The sequence below is a fragment of the Rhodococcus tukisamuensis NBRC 100609 genome, assembly GCF_001894985.1.
GTDB lineage: Bacteria > Actinomycetota > Actinomycetes > Mycobacteriales > Mycobacteriaceae > Rhodococcus_G > Rhodococcus_G tukisamuensis.
Genome location: NZ_BCXG01000023.1, coordinates 1 through 17,281 on the forward strand (window position 1 = coordinate 1; position 17,281 = coordinate 17,281).

Below are 17,281 nucleotides of genomic sequence, written 5' to 3' on the forward strand. Positions count from 1 at the left end.
CGAGGGCTACATCAGTCGACCGGGTACCGGATAGCTGCGGGGTGAATCGGTCTCGAGCACGCCCTTGCGAGCCGCCTCCTCGATCGAGTCCCGCAACGACGGGCAGGTCCGAACCCAGTTGCTGTGCACGCCTTCCGCGGCCTGCCGAGCGAAGTCCGGACAGGACTTCTCCGCGTCCGTCAGCCACTGGACACTGGTGTGGGTCGGGCTGTACTTCTCCACCAGCACCCGGTTACCGCAACTGGTGCAGCTCAGTTCCTGCATGTCGTTTCCTCGTATCCCTAGTCGTCCGCAGACTTTTCGGACGCGGCGCAATGCCGGGCCCCGACGTAGCCGAACACCATCGCGGGGCCGATGGTGGCGCCGGCGCCCGCGTAGTCGTTGCCCATCACGGCGGCGGAGGTGTTGCCGGTCGCGTAGAGCCCGCCGATCACCGACCCGTCCGCGCGCAGCACCTGAGCGTGCTCGTTGTAGACCAGTCCGCCCTTGGTACCCAGGTCGCCCGCCTGCATCCGGACCGCGTAGTAGGGCGCCTGGTCGAGCACGTCCATCGCCGGGGCCGGCAGGGTCGGGTCGCCGTAGTAGTTGTCGTACGCGCTCTCGCCGCGACCGAAGTCCTCGTCCTTGCCGCCCAGCGCAAAACCGTTGAACCGCTGGACAGTCTCGGCCAGCTGCGCCGACGGCAGGCCGATCGCCGAGGCGAGTTCGGCGAGGGTGTCGGCCTGGTGCATCAGCCCCGTCGCGAACCACGACTTCGGGAACTTCTGGCCGGGCATGACGCCGCCGAACTGGTAGCGGTTCTTGGCCTTGCCGTCGAAGATGAACCAGATCGGCTCGTGCCGCCCGGCGATCTGCTCGTGCACGAACGTCACGTACGGCGCGGCCTCGTTGGTGAACCGGCGGCCCGACTGGTCGACGATGATCGACCGCGGTATGGACCGCTCCGAGACCAGCACGTGCATGATGCCGTCGGGCCGCTGGAACGACGGCATCCACCAGGCGTCGTCCATCAGATCCAGTGCGGCACCGACCTGTTCGCCCGCGACGATGCCGTCACCGGTGTTGTCCACCGAGCCCGCGCTGTAGTTCTCCTTGCCGCCCTCGCGCAGGTACTGCTTGCGCATCTGCTCGCCCTGCTCGAACCCGCCGCTGGCCAGCAGCACGCCCTTGCGGGTACGGATCCGGACTTCGGCGCCGCCGCGCTCGGCCACCACGCCGACCACCGCGCCGGAGTCGTCGGTGACCAGGGACTGCATCGGGGTGCCCAGCCACAGCGGGACGCCGGCCTCCTTGACCGCCAGCCGCAGCCGGCCGATCAGCGCCTGCCCGAGGGTCTCCATGTGCCGACGCAGGATCAGGCTCTTGACCGCGCGCCAGCCGGTACCGAGCGCCGCACGCCGGCCGGCCCAGGTGCGCATCACCATGTTGAGCTTCGCGAACTCCTTGGAGGTGATGTACAGCCCCGCCGGTGTCGCCAGCGCACCCGGACGCAGCAGCTTCTCGTCCTCGCCGAGCTCCTTGAGGTCGAACGGCAGCGGCTCGATCGTGCGGCCGGCGGCGCGGCCGCCGGGCTGCTCCGGGTGGTAGTCCGAGTACCCGGTGCACCACTGGAACCGCAGGTGCCTGCTGGTGTTCTCGAGAAACTCCATGGTCTGCGGGCCGTTGTCGATGAACGCGTCGAGGTTCGCCGAGGGCACGGTGTCGCAGACCACGGCGTCGAGGTACCGGCGCACGTCCTCGCGGGAGTCGGCCAGCCCCTCCCGGGTGAGCGTCGGGTTGTTCGGGATCCAGATGTTGCCGCCGGACAGGGCGGTGGTGCCGCCGTAGACGGTGGCCTTCTCGATGATCAACGTGTCGAGTCCGCGATCGGCGCCGGCCAGGGCGCCGGTGAGACCGCCACAACCGCTGCCGACGACGAGGAAGTCGACCTCGTGGTCCCAGTTCTGTTCGCTTGCAGTCATGTTCGTTCTCTCCCGGGTCAGACGATCGTCATGTCGTCCGGCGACCAGATCGCGCGCATGCTTGTGATGCGGGCCTGGTCGTCGAACGTCATGACGTCGATCGGTTCGATCGTGATGGTCTGCTCCCCGGCGACGGTGACCACCCGGAAGTGGAACGCCGCGGTGTTGCCCGAGACCCGGACGGTGAGCAGCTCGGTGGTGTTCTGCACCGCGTCGAGCGCGGCGTAGAACTTCTCGATGGCCTCGCGGCCGACCTTGGGCTCGGTGCCCACGGGGTCCTCGAGCGTCGCGTCGTCCGCGTACAGGGCGGCGACATCGGCGGAGGTGCCGCCGCCCACCGCATCGAGGTACTTCGACACAGTGGCGCGAATGTCGTCTGCTGAGGCCATGATCTCTCCCGGGCTGTGTGGCTGTGATGAACTGTGACGGTAGACACGCAGGCCCCTGCGCGGTGCCCCCGCTTCCCGCCCAGCGGGAGCAATCCGAGGGGGTGCCGCGGATCTCCGAACTCGGGTACCTTCCAGATTCATGGAGGTCGGCGAGCTCACAACGGGCTCCGTGTGGACGGTGCTGGTGCAGGCCGCACGACGGCATGCCGACCGCGAGGCCGTCGTGGACGGACGAGAGCGGCTGACCTACGAGGGCCTCACGGCGGCCGCATTCCAGGTCGGCACGGCAATGACCGCCGCGGGCGTCCGGCGCGGCGACCGGGTGGCGCTGTGGGCGCCGAACTCCGTCCGCTGGGGCGTCGTCGCGCTGGGTGCGCACTCGATCGGCGCGGTGGTGGTGCCGATCAACACCCGGGCCCGCGGCGGCGAGGCCGCCCGACTGCTCCGCCGCACCGACGCCCGGCTGCTGTTCGTCGCGGACGACTTCCTCGGCACCGGGTACTCGGCGATGCTCCGGGCGGCGGCCGGCGGCACCGGCACCGACGGCCCGGTGCGCGACCTCCCCGGGCTGCGCCAGATCGTCGACTTCTTCAACGAACCCGACGCCCACCTGACCAGTTGGGCGCAGTTCCTCGCGGCAGCCGCGGCGCCGCGGCGGGTGGACCTGAGGCCCGGCGTCGGCGGTACACCCGGCCCTGACGACATCGCCTACGTCATGTCCACCTCCGGGTCCACCGGGGACGCCAAGGGCGTGGTGGTGCGGCACGGGCAGTTGCTGCGGGTCTACCACGACCTCGCGCGGCGCCTCGGCATCGGCAGCGGCGACCGGATCCTCGGTGTCACCCCGCTCTCGCACTCGATGGGCCTGAACGCGGGACTGCTGGCCACGCTGCTCTCCGGCGGCTGCTACGTCGCGGTTGACGTCTTCGACCCGGCGACCACGCTGAACCGGATCGGCCAGGAGTCGATCACCGTGCTCTCCGGGCCGCCGACCCTGTTCACCGACCTGATGGGCGCGCTACGGAGCGGCGGCGCCGGCGCCTACCGGCCGCCGCGGCTCGCGGTCACCGGTGCCACCACGGTCACCGCGGCACTGCTGGACCGGATCCGCGACGTGCTCGGGATCGAGCTGATCGTGACGGGCTACGGGTTGACGGAGACCACCGGCACCGTCACCGCGCGGTACCCGTCGAGCGACACCAGCGCCGCCGCGCTCGGCGCGCCGCCGCTGCCCGGCGTCGAGCTGCGGGTGGTCGACGCCAGCGGCCGGCCCGTGGACACGGGCACGGCGGGGGAGGTGCTGGTGCGCGGGTTCAACGTGACCAGCGGCTACTACGAGGACCCGGCCGCCACCGCGGCGGCGATCGACCCCGACGGCTGGCTGCACACCGGCGACGTCGGGGTGCTGGGCGCGACGGGGGAGCTGCGGATCGTCGACCGCCTGGGCGACACCTTCATCGTCGGCGGCTTCAACGTCTACCCCTCGGAGGTCGAGCAGGTGCTGAGCCGGGCGCCCGCGGTCGCGGAGGTCGCGGTGGTGGGGGTGCCGGACGAACGGCTGGGCGAACGCGGCGTCGCCTACGTGGTGCCGGTGCCCGGGCAGACCGTGTCCGTACGGGACCTGCTGGACCGCTGCCGGGCCGAGCTGGCCGGCTACAAGGTGCCCGCGGCGGTGATCACGCTGGCGGAGCTGCCGCGGCTGGCGTCGGGCAAGCCGTCGCGCCGGGCGCTGCGGGAACTGGCGGGCAGACGCGCCCGCTGACGCCTACTTGGTGCGCGGAAACCGTGCCCGGTACGCCATCACGTCGGCGAGCCGGAAGCGCCGGTGGGTCCCGCGGAGTTCGATCGGCAGTTCCTTCGCGTCGGCGAGCCGCCGCACGTAGGTGTCGGAGACGCCGAGGACCTCGGCGGCCTGCGAGGTGGTGAGCAGGTCGGCGACCGGGCCGAGGCCGACGCCCTCGCCGGCACCCAGGTGCGTCAGCAGCTGCAGGACGGCGTCGCGCACGGGGGCGGGGACCGGGACGGCGACGCCGTCGACGACCACCTCCGACTCCGCGGGCGCCGCGTCGGGCAGTGCCTCGAGGGCCGCCCGGATCCGGGCCGCAGCGGCGGCATCGAGCGCGGGCACGATGTGGTCGATGCTCATTCGAACGTCCCTGTCGTCAGTGGTGGAGACCGGAAGGCGGGACGACCGGCGGCCGCCCCGCCTGACACGATCTCACGCAGGCACGATCCGGCGGATCAGACCGCGAAGCCGCCGAAACCGCCCTTGAAGAACAACAGGGGGCTGCCGTCGGCGTCCGCGGTGAGGCTGGTGATCCGCGCCAGCACGATGGTGTGGTCACCCGCGTCGTGCTCGAGCTCGACGGTCGCCTCGATCCGGGCCAGCGCGCCGGCCAGCGCCGGGGCGCCGTTGCCGGCGTGGGACCAGTCGACCTGGGCGAACTTGTCGCCGCCGCTGACCGCGAAGGTCGAGCACACGTCCTTCTGGTCGGCGGCGAGGATGTTGATGCACAGCTCGCCGGCCTCGCGCAGCAGCGGCCAGCTGGTCGACGTCTTGGCGGGGCAGAACGAGATGTACGGCGGCTCCAGGGACACCGACACCACCGACTGGCAGGCGAAGCCGAGCGGCCGGTCGCCGTCGTGGGCCGCGATGACCGCGACGCCCGTGCAGAAGTGCCCCATCACCTTCTTCAGAGTGGCGGCATCGGGGGCCGAAAGGGCGGTCTCGTCGACGACGGTGATCTCTGCGCTCATGGGTGTCTCCTCCTGACAGAATGTGCACGACCAGAATCGGGTGCAGCGGCGCAACGCACCATCCGGTGTCCCGGTCAGTGGTCTCACGACCTGCTGCGACGCGAATACCGATTGATAGCATTGGCCGGTGTCAGCGACCGAATCGGCCCCCGAGTCGGATCTACCCAACCTCCCCGCGACGAGCTGGGCCGTACTCGGCATGCTCGCGTTCGACGAGGAACTCTCCGGCTACGACCTGAAGAAGTGGGCCGACTGGTCCATCAAGTTCTTCTACTGGAGCCCGTCCTTCAGCCAGGTGTACACCGAGCTGAAGAAGCTCGAGACGCACGGGTTCGTCACCTCCCGGGTCCAGCACGACAACGGCGTGCGCGGTCGGCGGCTGTACAAGATCACCGAGTCGGGCACCGAGGCGGTGCGCCGGTGGTCCAACGAGGCACCGATCGACCCGCCGATCCTCAAACACGGTGTGATGCTCCGCATCTGGCTCGGTCACCTCAACGAACCGGCCCGGCTCAAGGAAATCCTGCGCGAGCACATCGAGTACGTGAAGAAGATGGAACGCCGCGCGGCCGCCGACGCCCTGGGCGCGGACAAGGAACCCGCGTGGGCGTACTCGCAGATCGTGCTGCGGTGGTCGGAGCGCTACTACGCCGCGGAACGGGAGCTGGCCGAGCAGCTGATCGCCGACATCGACAAGGCCGACGCCGTCCTCGCCCAGGTGAAGGACGGGGACGACGCCGGCTTCCCGAAGCCGACCCCCGGCGTCTGGCGGCAGGTCGCCCAGGAGACCGAGGACGAGAACCCCGACCTGGACTGACGGCGACCGGCCGACCGGACCGCCGTCAGCGTTCGGCGCCGCCGAGCAGCTCGGACAGGTCCGCCCACAGCTGCTTCTGCGCGCGCCGGGCGATGGTGAGCGCCCCGATCGTGGCGAACCCGTGGATGGCCCCGTCGTAGCGCCGATGGGTCACCGGCACACCTTCCGCGGCAAGGGCTTCCGCATAGGCGTCGCCCTCCGAGCAGAGCGGGTCGAAGCCCGCGGTCAGCACCACGGCCGGCGCCAGACCGGCCAGCTGTGCCCGGATCGGCGAGGCGTACGGGTGCTCCCGGTCGGCCACCGGCACGTACTGGTCCCAGTACCACTGCATCGCCGCGCGGGTGTTGAAGTAACCCTCGCCGTAGGCCCGGTACGACTCGGTGTCGAAGTCCGCGGCGATCACCGGGTACAGCAGCGCCTGCGCCGCCAGCGCCGGGCCGCCGCGGTCACGGGTGAGCAGCGCGGTCACCGCGGCGAGGTTGCCGCCCGCGCTGTCCCCGGCCACCGCGATCCGGTCGGGATCGACGCCCAGCGCCGCGGCCCCGCGGTGCACCCAGCCGAGCACCGCGTAGACGTCCTCGGCCGCCGCGGGCCACGGGGACTCCGGCGCCAGCCGGTAGTCCACCGAGACCACCACCGCGCCGGTGCCGTTGGACATCGCACGGCAGAAGCCGTCGTGGGTGTCGAGGTCGCAGAACACGAACCCGCCACCGTGCGCGAACACCACCACCGGAAGCGCCACGTCGGAAGTGCTTGCGGGACGGTAGATCCGGACCGGGATCTCGCCGGCGGGCCCGGGCACGGCCGCCTCGACGAGACCGCCGACGGGCTCCGGTTCGGCGGGCAACTGGAGTCGCGCCCGGACGGTGGCCCGGGCCTGTGCCCCGGTCATGGTCTCGACCTTCGGGAATCCGGTGTTCAGCGCGCCGAGCAGCGCCGCCACCTCCGCATCGAGACTCATGCGTACTGCAGGTCCTGCGTCGGCGCGATCGCGGCGGGCCGGGTGCGGACGGCGGACGGGCCGCCGAGCAGCGGCCGGGACTGCTGCTGCAGGGTGGGCTGCACCCGCACCGGGCCGCCCTCGATGTTGCGCCAGATCCCCATCGCGGCCATCCGCACGGGGGCGGCGAGCCGGTGGTCGAGCCGCATCGCGGTGACGGGTCCGCAGATCGAAACCGCCGCGATGGCCTCGCCGATGTTGCCGATCGGCGCCGCCACACAGCTGAAGCCGGGCACCGACTCCTCCCGCTCGTAGGCGATGCCGTGGGCGCGCACCTTCTCGAGTTCGGTGCGCAGCTGGGCACCGGTGGAGATGGAGTACTTGGTCTTGCGGGCCAGCAGGTCGGCGTCCACCGCGGCCAGCTCGGCATCGGTGGCGAACCCGAGCAGCGCCTTGCCGACGGCGGTGCAGTGCGCGGGGTAGCGACCGCCGACCCGGGTCGGGATGGCCGCCGCCATCCGGCCGCCGATCTTCTCGAGGTAGACCACGTCGGACCCGTCGAGGATGGCCAGGTGCACCACCTGACCGGTCACCCGGTGCAGCTCGTGCAGGAAGGGCAGCGCCGCGCGGTGCATCCGGTCCTGGTGCACGGCCAGCGAACCCAACTCCACCAGCCGCATGCCCAGCTCGTAGTCACGGCCCTGACGACGCAGCCACCGCATCTGCACCAGGCGCTCGAGCATCCGGTGGGCGGAGGACCGCGGCAGCCCGGTGCGGCGGACGATCTGCGCGAGCGTCAGCCGGCCCGGACCGTCGAAGGCGTCCAGCACCAGCGAGACGCGATCAAGGACGGCGCTCGGGGTACTGGTCTCGACCTGTGTGGTCATGTGGGTCCTCCAGGTTCGCACGGTGATCGGCAGGGGGTCCGACCATGGTGTTTCGATTAGGAATATACCTATTGATACCACGGGAGGTGTCGGCTGTCACACCCCAATTTTCGGAACCGGACGAATCGCACACGCGAAAAGGCCCCGGGTCGAATGACTCGACCCGGGGCCCCTGACGGTGCTACCTGTGCGTTGTGACCTACATCGCCGCGAGCGGCTCGCTGCCGGACCAGTCGTGGCCCCAGTAGCTGTCCGCGGTGATCTCCTCCGCGGAGTAGTACTTCTCGTCGACCTTCATGCCCTCGGTGCCGAACTCGACGTCCCAGCCACCGGGGGCGCGGACGTAGAACGAGACCATCTTGTCGTTGGTGTGCCGGCCCAGCGTCGAGGACACCGAGAAGCCGTCCTTGACCACCCGGTCCAACGCCTGTCCGACCGCGTCCAGGGTGTCGACCTCGACCATCACGTGCACCAGGCCGGGCGCTCCGCCGTGGGGCGCGGGGCACAGCGCCAGGCTGTGGTGGCGCTCGTTGACGCCCATGAAGCGCACCCGCATCGGCCCGAACTCCGGCGGTGCCGGGATCCGGAACGCGCCGCGGGGCAGGAAGCCGAGCACGTCGGTATAGAAGTCGAAGGCGCCGTTCGGGTCCATCGTCGGGAGCACCACGTGGCCGAGACCCTGTGCGCCGGTGACGAACTTGGCGCCGAACGGGGTCACCACGGGGCTGTGGTCGAGCACGGCGCCGTGGAAGATCTCCAGCGTCGCGCCGGCCGGGTCCTGGAAGGTGACGACCTCCTCGACCCGGCGGGCGTCGGCCTCCTCGACCGAGAGCGGCTTGACCGCGATGCCCGCCCGCTCGACGGCCTCGGTGACCCGGACCAGGGCGGCATGGTCGCGGACCTCCCAGCCGATGGTGACGATCTCGTCGGACTCGCCCGGGACCACGACGATGCGGGCGGCCCGCTCGTCCATCCGCAGGTAGAGCGCGTCGGCGTCGGGGCCGGAGCCCTTGGCGAAGCCGAGCACGTCGAAGGCGAACGTGCGCCAGCGCTCCATGTCGTTGGTCTGGACCTTGATGTAGCCCAGTCCCTTGATGTCGGTCATTTCTGCTGCCCTTCTTGGTATTTGGAGTTCGATGCCGAGAGAGACGGTCAGATCATCGACTTGAGGTTGTCCGCGGGATCGATGCCGAGCGAGGTCAGCGCCGACGCGTGGTACACGGTGCTGGGCACGTGGATCGCGTGCGCCAGGCCGGCGTGCGCGTCGCGCCAGTACCGCTGCAGGGGCTTGTCCATGCGCAGCGCGTTGCCGCCGGAGCGCGCGAAGATCTGGTCGACGGCACCGACCGCGCGCCACGCGGCCCGCACCTGGGTGCGGCGACCGGCGGCCCGCTCCTCGAAGGTGACCTCGCGACCGGACTCGACGATGTCCCACATCCGGTCCACGTTGGCCAGCAGTTCCTGCCGCGCCGCGTTGATGTCCGCGGCCGCCTCGCCGATGGCGAAGAGCACGTACGGGTCGTCCTTGACGGCGGTGCCCTGCGCCCCGACGCGGTCGCGCTGGTAGTCCAGGTGCGCGGCCAGCGCGCCCTCCGCGATACCGACGACGGCGGAGGAGATCCCGAGCGGGAACATGTTGGACCACGGCATCTTGTACAGGGTCTCGGTCATGCCGGCGTTCTTCTGCGCCGTCCCGTTGATCACCTCGTCGCCGTCCATCACCCGGTAGGACGGGACGAAGGCGTCGCGCACGATGATGTCCTTGGAGCCGGTGCCCCGCAGGCCCACCACGTTCCAGGAGTCCTCGACGATCTCGTAGTCCTTGCGCGGCAGGATCATGTGCAGCATCCGCGGCGGCAGCGCCATGTTGCCGTCCTTGTCGCCTTCCATGGCGCCGAGGAAGATCCAGTCACAGTGGTCGGTGCCGGAGGAGAACTGCCAGCGACCGTTGAAGATGTAGCCGCCGTCGACCGGCTTGGCGATCCCGGTGGGCGCGTAGGGGGAGGCCATCCAGATGTCGTTGTCCGGGCCCCACACCTCCTCCTGCACCTTCGGGTCCGCGAACGCCAGCTGCCACGGGTGGACACCGACGATGCCGCACACCCAGCCGGTGGCCGGGTCCAGCGAGGCGGCCTTCATCACCGTCTCCGAGAACTCCCGCGGGTGGGCCTCGAATCCGCCGTACTTCTTGGGCTGCAACAGCTTCATCGGTCCGGCGGCCTTGAGCTTCTTGGCGGTCTCGTCAGGGAGCTGACCGAGACGCTCGGCCTCGGTGGCCTGGTCGCGGAGCTGGTCGGCGATGGCCGCGATGTTGTCGAGTGGCCTGTTGCTCATCTTCGGTGTCCTTGTCTTCTCTTGCGGTGTGTGGCTGGGGACGCGGTCTGCGTCAGGCGTCGGCGGACGCCGGCGCGCCCTTGGCGAGGTTCTCGGCGATCTCCTGGTCCCAGCTCTGCAGGGCCCGGGTGGTGTCGATCTCGAACTCGAACCGCGCGGTCATGTCCTCGGTGACGTCCTCGACGTCCACGTAGAACTGCTTGTACCAGCGGCGAAGCTGGTAGACGGGGCCGTCCTCCTCGGAGAGCAGCGGGTTGTCGATGGGCGACTTGTTCTTCCAGATCTCGATGTCCTGCTCGAAACCGATCTCCAGCCCGGTGATGAACTGCGACCCGATGCCGTTGTTCTCCTCCTCGGACAGGCCCGGGAGCTTGCGCACCATCGCGCCGTACTGCAGCAGGAAGGAGTTGTCGGAGACCGGGTAGTGGGAGTTGATCAGGATGGTCTCGATCGTCATCCCGTTCACCTCGTTGAGGATCCGGTCGATCATGTACGACGGGCCGTGGTACGACGCATCGGAACTCAGGTGCGAGTTCGGGTCGTCGTAGTTGGTGCCGTTGTCGATGTCCGCCCGCGGCTTGGAGATCATGAACTGGGTGGCGGTGTGGCCCTCGAAGACGTTCTTGAAGTAGGTCGGCATCGAGTAGTGCACGTAGAAGAAGTGCGCCATGTCCACGACGTTGTCGATGATCTCGCGGCAGTGCGAGCCCTCGATCAGCATGGAATTCCAGCTCCAGTCGGTCCACTCGTCGGTGCCGTAGCCCTCGATCTCGGGGATGGTCACCTCGTCGGTGGGCTTGCTGCCCTGCGGGTCGTGCCAGACGAACAGCTGACCGTTGCGCTCGAGGGTCGGCCAGGACCGGGTCTTCGCCAGCGGCGGCACCCGGCGCGCGTACGGGATGCCGCTGCACTTGCCGTTGCCGGCCCAGCGCCAGTCGTGGAACGGGCAGGCGATCGAGTCGCCCTTGACGGTGCCCTGGGCGAGGTTGCCGCCCATGTGCCGGCAGAACCCGTCGAGGACGTTGATCTTGCCGTCGGACTCGGACGCGAAGACCACCAGCGAGGTCCCGAATGCCTTGACCTCGTGAGGCTTTCCGTCCTGGAAGGACTTCAGCAGACCGAGGCAGTGCCAGCCACGGGCGAACCGGGTCGGGGCCGCCGCCGCCTCGATGACCCGGACCTGGTCGGCGTCGGACTTGGATTGCAGCGACATCGCTACCTCTTCTCTCACGCTCATGTCTGGCCTGTGATGCGTTTCATACTCCGCAGTCACGTCACGTGAGTTCAGTAGTGCTTCCCGCTGACCGGGAGCCTTTCGTCCCCGCCCAGCACGCCGGTCGTCCGCACCTCCCGATCAGCGGGAAGTCGTGTCCGGGGTGGCGCCCGGCGGACCTACGGTCGCCACAGAAGAAGTGATCGAGGAGGTTCGGCGATGTCAGTTTCGACCGCAGGCGAGGTTTACGCGCCCGAAGCCGCAGGCGAGCGCTACGTGCTGGACATCGAGCGGGGGCGGATCCGCGAGTTCGCGGACGCCACGCACGCCACCCATCGCGCCTACCGCGACGACGAGCGGCCGGTGGTGCCGCCGGTCTACCTGTGCTTCGAGGGAATCGCCGCCGGCGATGCCGTGGACAGCGCGGTGCCGGCCGAGCAGGACTGCCGGTTCTTCGGGCCGCCGCCGCGCGCGGGCGACCGGCTGACCGCGGTGACGCGGGGAGCGGGCGGCGACCGGGTGACCGAGTTCCGGGATCCGGAGGGCCGCCTGGTGGCTGACTCGTGGACGCACGGCCCGCACGGCGACGCCGACGCGATCGCGACCGGCCAGCTGGCGAACTACGCGACCGACTGGCTGGGCCCGGACCGAGTGCGACGCTTCCGCACCCGGTTCACCGGACCGGTGCCGGTCGGGGAGCCGCTGCACTGCACCGGCGAGGTGGTGGCCGAGTACGTGGCGGACGGTGAGCCGCGGGTGGATGTCGCGCTGACCGCGACCCGTAACGGCGGCGCGGTCGCGGCCCGCGCCTGGGCGACGTTCGCCGTCGCCGGCTGAGAGCGCCGCCGGACGCCGAGTGTGCACCTGGGCGCACACTCGACGATGGGGTCAGCGGGCGACCATGTCCTCCTGGCCCCAGTAGGCCTTCATGCTGGTGATCTTCGCGTCGTCGTCGAAGGTCATCACGTCGATGACGGAGATCTCGACGCTGTTCTCGCCCATCGTGGTGGTGAGCACGAAGTTGAACGCCGCCTCGTTGCCCGCGATCTTGACGATGCCCAGCTCACCGGTCTGCTCGAGCGGTTCGATGATGCCGTAGAACTCGCGCAGGGCGGCCTCGGTGGTGCGCGGCTCGGTGCCCACCGGGTCCTCGACGGTGGCGCCGGGCGCGTAGAGCGCGAGCACGTCGTCGACGGTGCCGCCGGCCACCGACTTCACGTAGCCCTCGATGGTGTTCAGAATGTCTTCGCGTGATGCCGCCATGCCGGTACCCCTTCGTTGTTAGAACTTGTTCTAGTATCGAGAGGGTACCGGCGATGTCGACGCGATTCCATGGAACCGGGCCGGGCGCCCGTCGCCGCGCCGTGACCGGTTCGGCCGGTTCGTCCGGTATCAAGCGACCAGTGCTCGCGACACGCTGGCCATGGCCGCGAAAATCGGCTCGGGACAGGAATTTCCGGTGCTACTGTGCCGCGCATGCCTATCCAGCACGGGGGTTTCTGGGTACGAATGTGCGTCGCCGCCCTAGCGGTGACAGTCGGGGTCGGGGGTGGCGCGTCGGTCGGTACGGCCTTCGCCCAATCCACCGGCAGTGCCGGCGGTGAGGGGTCGGTCGGCACCGGGTCGTTGACGGACGGCACCGCCTCGGACGGCTCACCCTTGAACGGGACGACGATGATCACCGGATCGCTGGGGACCGGGTCGGCGGCCGGGTCGCCGCTGGGGTCCGCGATCCCGAGCGTGGTCGGCTCGGTGATCCCGGGTCCGGACCTCGATCCCCCGCCGCCGCTCGAGACGCTGTACGCCAAGATGCTGCCCAAACCGGTCGGTGACCCGTTCTTCGACGAGTACCCGCCCGGCCTGCCCGGTATGACCAACGGCCAGGTCATCGAGACCCGCGATGTGACGACGGCCGCCCGGGCACTCCTGCGCGGGCCGGTCCGGGAGGTCCGCCAGATCAAGGTGAAGAGCACCGACTCGGCCGGCGCTCCGTCGTTCGCCACTGCGACTCTCGTCGTGCCCGCCACGCCCTGGCCCGGTCCGGGCCCGCGCCCGGTCCTGGTGAACAACGTGCCGATCAACGGCCTCGGCCGGTCCTGCACCCCGGGACACACCCTCGGGAACGGAATCACGCAGTCGGAGAACTTCTTCGACTTTCTCCGGCCCGACACCACGAAGGCCGAGGAACGCGGCTACGCGGTCCTCATCCCCGACCACGAGGGTCCCCGGATGGCGTACGCCGAACCCTTCGTTGCCGGGCACGCGATCCTCGACTCCATCCGCGGCGTGCGCACCGTGTTCCCGGCCGAGTTCGGCAGCAGCAAACTCGCCATGATGGGCTACTCCGGAGGCGCGATCGCGACGCACGGCGCGGTCAAGCTGATCGACACCTACGCCCCCGAGCTGGCCGGCGACATCGTCGGCGCAGCGATGGGCGGGGTACCGGCGGACTTCGAGATGCTCGGACGCACCATGAACGGCAACCTCGCCGGGGGACTGTTCCTCGCGGCGGTGTTCGGGATCGCGAGGGAGAACACCGAGATACTGCCGCTGATCAACAGTCTCGGACAGCAGATGGGCATCACGTCGATCAAGGACCAGTGCGCGAACACCCTCGCCCTCGCCGGCATCCCCGGGATACCCGCCGAGGCGCTCGCAAACATCCGGCGCGCGCTGGATTCACCTGTCGCACATGACATCTACACGAAGATGAAGATGGCGGATCGCAAGTCCGGAACCCCGCTGTACATCTACAGCGGCGGTCAGGAGTTCTGGGTCCCGGCGCTCGGCTCACGCAACCTCTACGACGAGCAGTGCGGCTACGGCGTGCGTGCGGTGTACCGGCAGGTACCCGGCGAACACCTCATCGCCGCACTGACCGGGAACCCCGGGGCATTCGACTGGGTCGACGCCCGGCTGCGCGGGGAAGCCGCACCCAACGAGTGCTGAAAACGCCCGTGGCCCCGGCGATCACACGATCGCCGGGGCCACGGGGACGTCGTCCTACTTGACGATGTTGACCATCTTGCCGGGCACCACGATCACCTTGCGGGGCTCGGCGCCCTCCAGGAACGCGACGATCTTCTCGTCGGCCAGCGCGGCCGCCTCGATCGTCTTCGGGTCCGCGTCCGCGGCGACGGTGATGCGGCTGCGCACCTTGCCGTTGACCTGGATCGGGTACTCGACCGAGTCCTCGACCAGCCACTTCTCGTCCGCGGCCGGGAAGGGACCGTGCGCGAGCGAGGTCTCGTGCCCGAGCCGCGACCACAGTTCCTCGGCCACGTGCGGCGCGACCGGGGCGAGCATGAGCACCAACGGCTCGACTGCCCCCCGCGGCGCCCCGTCCGGGTACGCCTTCGTCAGGTGGTTGGTGAGCTCGATCAGCTTCGCGACCGCCGTGTTGTCACGCAGCGCCGTGTAGTCGGCGTTCACGCCGTCGATCGCCTTGTTCAGCGCCCGCAGGGTGTCCTCGGTCGGCTCCGCGTCCGTGACCCGCACCGCGCCGGTCTCCTCGTCCACCACGGTGCGCCACGCCCGCTGCAGGAACCGCTGCGCGCCGACGACGTCCTTGGTCGCCCACGGCCGCGAGGTGTCCAGCGGACCCATCGACATCTCGTACACGCGCAGCGTGTCCGCGCCGTACTCCTCGCAGATCTCGTCGGGCGCCACGGCGTTCTTCAGGGACTTGCCCATCTTGCCGTACTCGCGGTTGACCTCCGCGCCCTCGTAGAAGAACTTCCCGCCGGACTCGACGACATCGGCGGCCGGCACGTACACGCCGCGGCTGTCGGTGTAGGCGTACGCCTGGATGTAGCCCTGGTTGAACAGCCGACGGTACGGCTCCGAGGAACTGACGTGTCCGAGGTCGAAGAGCACCTTGTGCCAGAACCGCGAGTACAGCAGGTGCAGCACCGCGTGCTCGACGCCGCCGACGTACAGGTCCAGTCCACCCGGGTCGTTGGGCCCGTGCAGCTCCGGCCGCGGTCCCATCCAGTACTGCTCGTTCTCCTTGGCGCAGAACGTGTCCTGGTTGGTGGGGTCGATGTAGCGCAGCTGGTACCAGGAGCTGCCCGCCCACTGCGGCATCACGTTGGTGTCGCGGTGGTAGTTCTGCATCCCGTCGCCGAGGTCGAGCTCGACGTTCACCCAGTCCGACGCCTTCGCCAGCGGCGGCGACGGCTCGGAGTTCGCGTCGTCGGAATCGAACGACACCGGCGCGTAGTCCTCGACCTCCGGAAGTTCCACCGGCAGAGCGGATTCCGGCAGCGCGTGCGCGAGACCCTGCTCGTCGTACACGACCGGGAACGGCTCGCCCCAGTACCGCTGCCGGGCGAACAGCCAGTCCCGCAGCTTGTACTGGATGGTGCCCACCCCGCGGCCGTCGGCCTCGAGGCGCGCGATGACGGCCTTCTTGGCCTCGTCCACCGACATTCCGTCGAGGAAGCCCGAGTTCACCAGCGGACCGTCGCCGGTGTAGGCGCCCTCGGTGATGTCGCCACCCGAGATGACCTCGAGGATCGGCAGCCCCAGTTCGGTGGCGAACTCCCAGTCGCGGTGGTCGTGGCCGGGCACCGCCATCACGGCGCCGGTACCGTAACCGGTGAGCACGTAGTCGGCGATGAATACCGGAACCTTGTGTCCGTTAACCGGATTGACGGCGTAGGAGCCGAGGAAGACACCGGTCTTCTCCTTGCTCTCCTGCCGTTCGAGGTCCGACTTCGCGGCGATCGCGGCACGGTACGCGGCGACGGCCGCGGTGGGCGTTGCGGCGCCGCCGGTCCAGCGCGGGTCCGTGCCGTCCGGGTAGACGTCGGCGACCAGCCGGTCGACCAGCTCGTGCTCGGGGGCGAGCGCGACGTAGGTCGCGCCGAACAACGTGTCCGCGCGAGTGGTGAACACCTCGATGTCGTAGTCCGGAGTCGCGGCACCGTGCTCGCGGTGGGCGGCGAACTTGACCCGCGCACCGTGGCTGCGGCCGATCCAGTTGCGCTGCATGGACTTGACCTTCTCCGGCCAGTCCAGGAACTCGAGGTCGTCCGTGAGCCGATCGGAGTACGCGGTAATCCGCATCATCCACTGCCGCAGGTGCTTGCGGAACACCGGGAAGTTGCCGCGCTCGGAGCGCCCGTCGGCCGTGACCTCCTCGTTGGCGAGCACGGTGCCCAGACCCGGGCACCAGTTGACCATCGAATCGGACTGGTAGACAAGGCGGTACGAGTCGATCTCGGCGTGCTTCTCGGCGTCCGACAGGTCCGACCACGCGCGCCCGTCGGCGGGGACGCGGGTGCCGGCGTCGAACTCGCCCTCCAGCTCGGCGACGGGCCGGGCCCGGTTCAGCTCGGTGTCGTACCAGGCGTTGTAGATCTGCAGGAAGATCCACTGCGTCCAGTGGTAGAAGTCCACGTCGGTGGTGGCGACGCTGCGGCGCTCGTCGTGGCCGAGACCGAGTCGGCGCAGCTGCCGCTTCATGTTCGCGATGTTCGCCTCGGTGGTGGTCCGCGGGTGGGTACCCGTCTGCACCGCGTACTGCTCGGCGGGCAGACCGAAGGCGTCGTAGCCGAGCGTGTGCAGCACGTTGTGGCCGTGCATCCGGTGGAACCGGGCGAAGACGTCGGTGGCGATGTAACCGAGGGGGTGCCCGACGTGCAGGCCCGCGCCCGACGGGTACGGGAACATGTCCTGGACGAACAGCTTGTCCGCCGGGAGGTCGCCGGCGAGGTCGCCGACCGGGTTCGGCGCGTTGAAGGTGCCGCGCTCGCGCCACAGCTCCTGCCACCGCTGCTCGACCCGGCCCGCGAGTTCCGCGGTGTATCGGTGCTGGGGGGTGGCGTCGTCCGCTGACTGCTGCACTGGGCTGCTCACGTGATTCGCTGTCTTCTCTGCGCTCGGCTTCGGGTGGTGCGCCGGATACGGGTGGAACTGGGGGAGTCCGGCGATTTCAGGTAGAGATCTCCGACCACCAGGGTAAACGGTTCGGCCCAGC

General features: G+C 69.6%; 16 protein-coding genes. 4 read left to right on the forward strand and 12 right to left on the reverse strand.

The window, feature by feature from the left end; genetic code table 11:
• Positions 1–6 precede the first annotated feature (6 nt).
• The 3 genes from RT2_RS19565 to RT2_RS19575 are packed head-to-tail and all read right to left on the reverse strand — an operon-like array spanning position 7 to position 2,350.
• Complete coding sequence (locus RT2_RS19565) at positions 7–264, reverse strand: hypothetical protein (RefSeq protein ID WP_072846479.1); 258 nt, start codon at positions 262–264, stop codon at positions 7–9.
• 17 nt (positions 265–281) lie between these two features.
• The gene (locus RT2_RS19570) at positions 282–1,961 is read right to left on the reverse strand and encodes an FAD-binding protein (RefSeq protein WP_072846480.1); all 1,680 of its coding nucleotides are present in this window, start codon (positions 1,959–1,961) and stop codon (positions 282–284) included.
• Positions 1,962–1,978: 17 nt separating this feature from the next.
• Positions 1,979–2,350, reverse strand: a complete 372-nt coding sequence (locus tag RT2_RS19575) for a nuclear transport factor 2 family protein (RefSeq protein WP_072846481.1) — start codon at positions 2,348–2,350, stop codon at positions 1,979–1,981.
• Between the two features lie 139 nt (positions 2,351–2,489).
• On the opposite strand from RT2_RS19575, the gene RT2_RS19580 reads away from it, so the two are divergent.
• Complete coding sequence (locus RT2_RS19580; RefSeq protein WP_072846482.1) at positions 2,490–4,112, forward strand: AMP-binding protein; 1,623 nt, start codon at positions 2,490–2,492, stop codon at positions 4,110–4,112.
• Between the two features lie 3 nt (positions 4,113–4,115).
• Here RT2_RS19580 and RT2_RS19585 read toward each other — a convergent pair whose 3' ends face one another.
• Both RT2_RS19585 and RT2_RS19590 read right to left on the reverse strand, forming a co-directional pair.
• Positions 4,116–4,496 carry a helix-turn-helix domain-containing protein gene (locus RT2_RS19585; RefSeq protein ID WP_072846483.1) on the reverse strand — a complete coding sequence of 127 codons (381 nt, stop codon included), beginning with the start codon at positions 4,494–4,496 and terminating at the stop codon, positions 4,116–4,118.
• A gap of 95 nt (positions 4,497–4,591) precedes the next feature.
• The gene (locus tag RT2_RS19590; RefSeq protein ID WP_072846484.1) at positions 4,592–5,107 is read right to left on the reverse strand and encodes a flavin reductase family protein; all 516 of its coding nucleotides are present in this window, start codon (positions 5,105–5,107) and stop codon (positions 4,592–4,594) included.
• Between the two features lie 199 nt (positions 5,108–5,306).
• On the opposite strand from RT2_RS19590, the gene RT2_RS19595 reads away from it, so the two are divergent.
• On the forward strand, positions 5,307–5,924 hold the full coding sequence (locus RT2_RS19595) for a PadR family transcriptional regulator (RefSeq protein ID WP_083577507.1): 618 nt from the start codon (positions 5,307–5,309) through the stop codon (positions 5,922–5,924).
• Between the two features lie 25 nt (positions 5,925–5,949).
• Here the strand turns inward: RT2_RS19595 and lipP1 are convergent, their stop codons facing one another.
• The 5 genes from lipP1 to RT2_RS19620 all read right to left on the reverse strand — a co-directional run bounded on the left by lipP1 (position 5,950) and on the right by RT2_RS19620 (position 11,298).
• Complete coding sequence (gene lipP1, locus RT2_RS19600) at positions 5,950–6,885, reverse strand: LipP1 family hormone-sensitive lipase (RefSeq protein WP_072846486.1); 936 nt, start codon at positions 6,883–6,885, stop codon at positions 5,950–5,952.
• Complete coding sequence (locus RT2_RS19605; protein WP_072846487.1) at positions 6,882–7,751, reverse strand: IclR family transcriptional regulator; 870 nt, start codon at positions 7,749–7,751, stop codon at positions 6,882–6,884. The genes lipP1 and RT2_RS19605 overlap by 4 nt, the downstream gene beginning before the upstream one ends.
• A 199-nt stretch (positions 7,752–7,950) precedes the next feature.
• Positions 7,951–8,856, reverse strand: a complete 906-nt coding sequence (bphC, locus tag RT2_RS19610) for a biphenyl-2,3-diol 1,2-dioxygenase (RefSeq protein ID WP_072846488.1) — start codon at positions 8,854–8,856, stop codon at positions 7,951–7,953.
• Positions 8,857–8,903: 47 nt separating this feature from the next.
• The gene (locus RT2_RS19615) at positions 8,904–10,085 is read right to left on the reverse strand and encodes an acyl-CoA dehydrogenase family protein (protein WP_072846489.1); all 1,182 of its coding nucleotides are present in this window, start codon (positions 10,083–10,085) and stop codon (positions 8,904–8,906) included.
• Between the two features lie 52 nt (positions 10,086–10,137).
• Positions 10,138–11,298 (reverse strand): 3-ketosteroid-9-alpha-monooxygenase, oxygenase component, encoded by a 1,161-nt coding sequence (locus tag RT2_RS19620; RefSeq protein WP_174556732.1) that lies wholly within the window; start codon positions 11,296–11,298, stop codon positions 10,138–10,140.
• Positions 11,299–11,517: 219 nt separating this feature from the next.
• Between RT2_RS19620 and RT2_RS26570 the strand changes: the two genes are divergently transcribed.
• Positions 11,518–12,135 carry a hotdog family protein gene (locus RT2_RS26570; protein WP_072846491.1) on the forward strand — a complete coding sequence of 206 codons (618 nt, stop codon included), beginning with the start codon at positions 11,518–11,520 and terminating at the stop codon, positions 12,133–12,135.
• Positions 12,136–12,186: 51 nt separating this feature from the next.
• Here RT2_RS26570 and RT2_RS19630 read toward each other — a convergent pair whose 3' ends face one another.
• Positions 12,187–12,561 carry a nuclear transport factor 2 family protein gene (locus tag RT2_RS19630; RefSeq protein ID WP_072846492.1) on the reverse strand — a complete coding sequence of 125 codons (375 nt, stop codon included), beginning with the start codon at positions 12,559–12,561 and terminating at the stop codon, positions 12,187–12,189.
• Between the two features lie 213 nt (positions 12,562–12,774).
• Here RT2_RS19630 and RT2_RS19635 point away from each other — a divergent pair, with 213 nt between their 5' ends.
• Positions 12,775–14,247, forward strand: coding sequence for a lipase family protein (locus RT2_RS19635; protein ID WP_245709549.1), 1,473 nt, complete (start codon positions 12,775–12,777; stop codon positions 14,245–14,247).
• Positions 14,248–14,301: 54 nt separating this feature from the next.
• Here RT2_RS19635 and leuS read toward each other — a convergent pair whose 3' ends face one another.
• Positions 14,302–17,160, reverse strand: coding sequence for a leucine--tRNA ligase (leuS, locus tag RT2_RS19640; RefSeq protein ID WP_072846494.1), 2,859 nt, complete (start codon positions 17,158–17,160; stop codon positions 14,302–14,304).
• Between the last annotated feature and the right edge of the window lie 121 nt (positions 17,161–17,281).